Raw genomic sequence first — 3,053 nt, 5'->3', positions numbered from 1 at the left:
GACCGGGACTGGTCCGGCGATGGCCGCTACCAATGCAATGGACAGGCAGGCGCGCGCGTGCCTGGGCCGTGCCGTTGAAGCTGGGTTGATCATGATTGCGCCTCCAAGCGCCGGCCTCCGCGGCTATTTCTGCGCGTCGAGAAATCGTTCGACGAGCGGTGACCACATCGGGATCGTGTCGGGCGAGCCGACGAAGAAATGCCCTTCATTGCCGAAGGGCGGCATCAAATGATACTCGGCCCGGCCGCCGGCCGCGGTGAAGGCCTCATGCATGCGCTTCGACAGGGCCGGGCCGAAGAACGTGTCGTTCTCGATATAGAACCACAGCATCGGCACCCGCGAGGTTCGGCCGAAATCCGCGGTCGCTTCGACCAGCTTGTCCGGCGCACAGTTGTTGTTGGGCTTGCCGTCGACGCGTCCGCCGCGACCCGCCGCGAAGGTGATGATGGCTTTGACCTGCGGCGGGTTCACGCTGGACAACGCGATCGAGGCCCAGCCGCCGGCGGACTGTCCGATGACGACGACGTCCTTCGGGACGACGCGTTTCTCGGCAACCATGTAGTCGATGATCCAGAGATCGGCCTGGGCCACCGCAAGCCCGGCATCGTGGAAGTTCGGATTGGTGCACTTGCCGACCTTCGAGAAGAACGGCCCATAGAGCCCGTGTTCCGGAATGTCGATGGCGGCTGCACCATATCCGGTGCCGACCGGCGCCACGACGAGGTAGCCGCGCTTGGCGAACCACTTCGCCGCGTCGCGGAATTCCACCAGCGGAAAGAAGCTGCGATCGACCGGTTTGAGCGACACGCCATGGTTCATGATCGCCAGAGGGAAGGGACCGTCGCCGACGGGCCGCGCCACATAGGCGAACATCGGAAGCGGCAGCGGCAGCGCCCACACCTCCTCCTGGATCGGAACATTGTCCTCGGCGCGCGCCGGAGCGAGCGGCCAGATCAGGAGGAGCAACGCCGCCACGATTGGCCCGAGCGTCGGTGTATCGCGGAGATTCATACGTGCCTCCTTCAAGCGGCGAAGGTGCTGGCCACGATGATCGGGCCGAGCACGGTCAGGACCACGTTGCCGACGGCGTAGGGCACGGCGACGCCGAGCACCGGCGTCTGGCTCTCGGCAACCTCGCAGGCCCCGGTCACGGCGGCGTCGACCGTCATAGCGCCGGCCAGCGCGCCACAGATGATGACCGGATTCATGTGCAGCACGCGATGAGCAAACAAGGTCGTCACGATCAGCGGCACCAGCGTGACGACGAGGCCCATGCCGACCAGCAGCATGCCGTGCGACTGGATCGCGACCCAGGCCGCATGGCCGTTGCCGAGCCCGATCGCCGCGATGAAGCCTCCAAGCCCGAGATCGCTCAGCGTCTGCTGCGCTGCGGGCGGCATTGCACCCAGCGTCGGCCGTCGTGACCGCAGCCAGCCGCAGAACAGCCCTGCAATCAGGGCGCCGCCGCCACCGCCCAGTGTCAGGGGCACCGACCCGATCTTGACGCTCGCGAGACCGGCGAGCAGGCCCACGGCGATGCCCGCGGCAAGGAATGCAATGTCGGTACGATCTTCGGAGCGCAGGATCTGTCCGACATGGGTAGCGGCGCGCTCGATGTTGCGGGTGCTGCCGACCAGCGTCATGACGTCGCCGACATAGACGCGGGTGTCCGCGCTCAAGGGCACCTCGCGTTCCATCCGCGTCAACCTGCGCAGGAAGACGCCGCGCGCGTTGTCGCCCACGCGTTCGGCCACGTCCTTGACCGAGCAGCCATGGAGCTTGCGGTTGTCGACGAGGACATCGGCCACATTGCCGGGAAGGGCCTTCAGGATCTCGTCGGCGTCGATTTCGGCGCCAATGATCGGTTTTGCAGCGACGATGGCCGCGGTTCGTCCCGCGATGACGATATCGTCGTCCGCTTCAAGAACGGTGTCGCGATGCGGCTCGACATCGACGCCCCGGCGCACGATCCGCTCGATTACGCTGCGGCTGCCGATCTCGCCTTCGACAGCGCCGACGGTCCGTCCGGCCGCTGTCGACACCCGATAGGCGCGAGCCTGGAATTTTCGATAGTGCAGGTTTTCAGTCTGCGGCGGATTTCCTCCCGACAGCTCCGCTTCCAGCTTCGCGGCTTCCGCCTTTAGATCGATTTGCATCAGCCTCGGCGCGACAAACGGCACGAACAGAAGCGTAAGGATGTAACCAAGGACGTAAGTCACGGCATAGCCGGCGGCGATGTTCGCCTCCTGCTGCTCCAGCGCATCCTTGGCGAGCCCGAGCTGGGCCAGCGCGCCGGACGCCGTGCCGATGACTGAGGATTGCGTCAGGGCTCCCGCAGCAAGACCCGAAGCGGTGCCGGGACCGAGCGCGAACGCATTGGCAAATATGAGAACGACGACGAGGCCGGTGGCTCCAAGCACGAGCGCGAGCGCAACCTGCGCCAAGGTTCGGATGCTCAGCGAGGCAAAGAACTCCGGACCCGACCGGTAGCCGATCGTGAACACGAACAGGCTGAAGAGAATGATCCGCAGCAGGGACGGAAACGTGAAGGTGCCGAGCTGCCCGATCAGGACAGCCACGATGAGCGTGCACGCCGTGGTGCCGATCGCAAAGCCGTGGACCCGGACACGGCCAAGAATGGTGCCGAGCGCGACCGACAGCAGCAGGAAGATTTCCGGAGCGGTGGAGATGATCCACCTGACCGTGCTCATGGCGCATGCCTTCCAGCAATGTGCGCCAAATCTGGTTGGTGAAACCCGGCGATGCTTGATCCAGATCAATCCTTGCCGCCGGCACGCCGCTCCCTGTGGAGCCGTGCAGGATTGCAGAACCCGGCGTCTCGGACATGAGCACGATGGATACCACAGCTGCTTCGTCGATACGCCGCGACGAAACRGTACCGATCGCGCTGCTGCTGGCCTTCGCCGGTGGCTATCTCGACGCCTATACGTGGATCGTCCATGGCGTGATGGCTAACGCGCAGACCGCCAATCTCGTCCTGCTGTGGGTCTATGGTTCGATCGGCGACTGGACGAAGGCGCTCCACTTTGTCC

The 3,053-nt window shown here is 65.0% G+C and carries 3 protein-coding genes; 1 reads left to right on the top strand and 2 read right to left on the bottom strand.

Features of this window, described 5'->3' with window-relative positions:
• Nucleotides 1–123: 123 nt before the first annotated feature.
• Both ACXJL8_RS37745 and ACXJL8_RS37740 read right to left on the bottom strand, forming a co-directional pair.
• On the bottom strand, nt 124–1,011 hold the full coding sequence (locus ACXJL8_RS37745; protein ID WP_456619971.1) for an alpha/beta hydrolase family protein: 888 nt from the start codon (nt 1,009–1,011) through the stop codon (nt 124–126).
• Between the two features lie 11 nt (nt 1,012–1,022).
• Nucleotides 1,023–2,711, bottom strand: a complete 1,689-nt coding sequence (locus ACXJL8_RS37740) for an aspartate-alanine antiporter-like transporter (RefSeq protein WP_456619972.1) — start codon at nt 2,709–2,711, stop codon at nt 1,023–1,025.
• A gap of 134 nt (nt 2,712–2,845) precedes the next feature.
• Between ACXJL8_RS37740 and ACXJL8_RS37735 the strand changes: the two genes are divergently transcribed.
• On the top strand, nt 2,846–3,053 hold a 208-nt coding region (locus ACXJL8_RS37735; RefSeq protein WP_456686681.1), incomplete at its 3' end, for a DUF1275 family protein.

This window comes from Bradyrhizobium sp. P5_C11_2, from assembly GCF_054049755.1.
The sequence above is the reverse complement of the archived record's forward strand: the minus strand, read 5'-3'. Positions and strand labels throughout refer to the sequence as shown.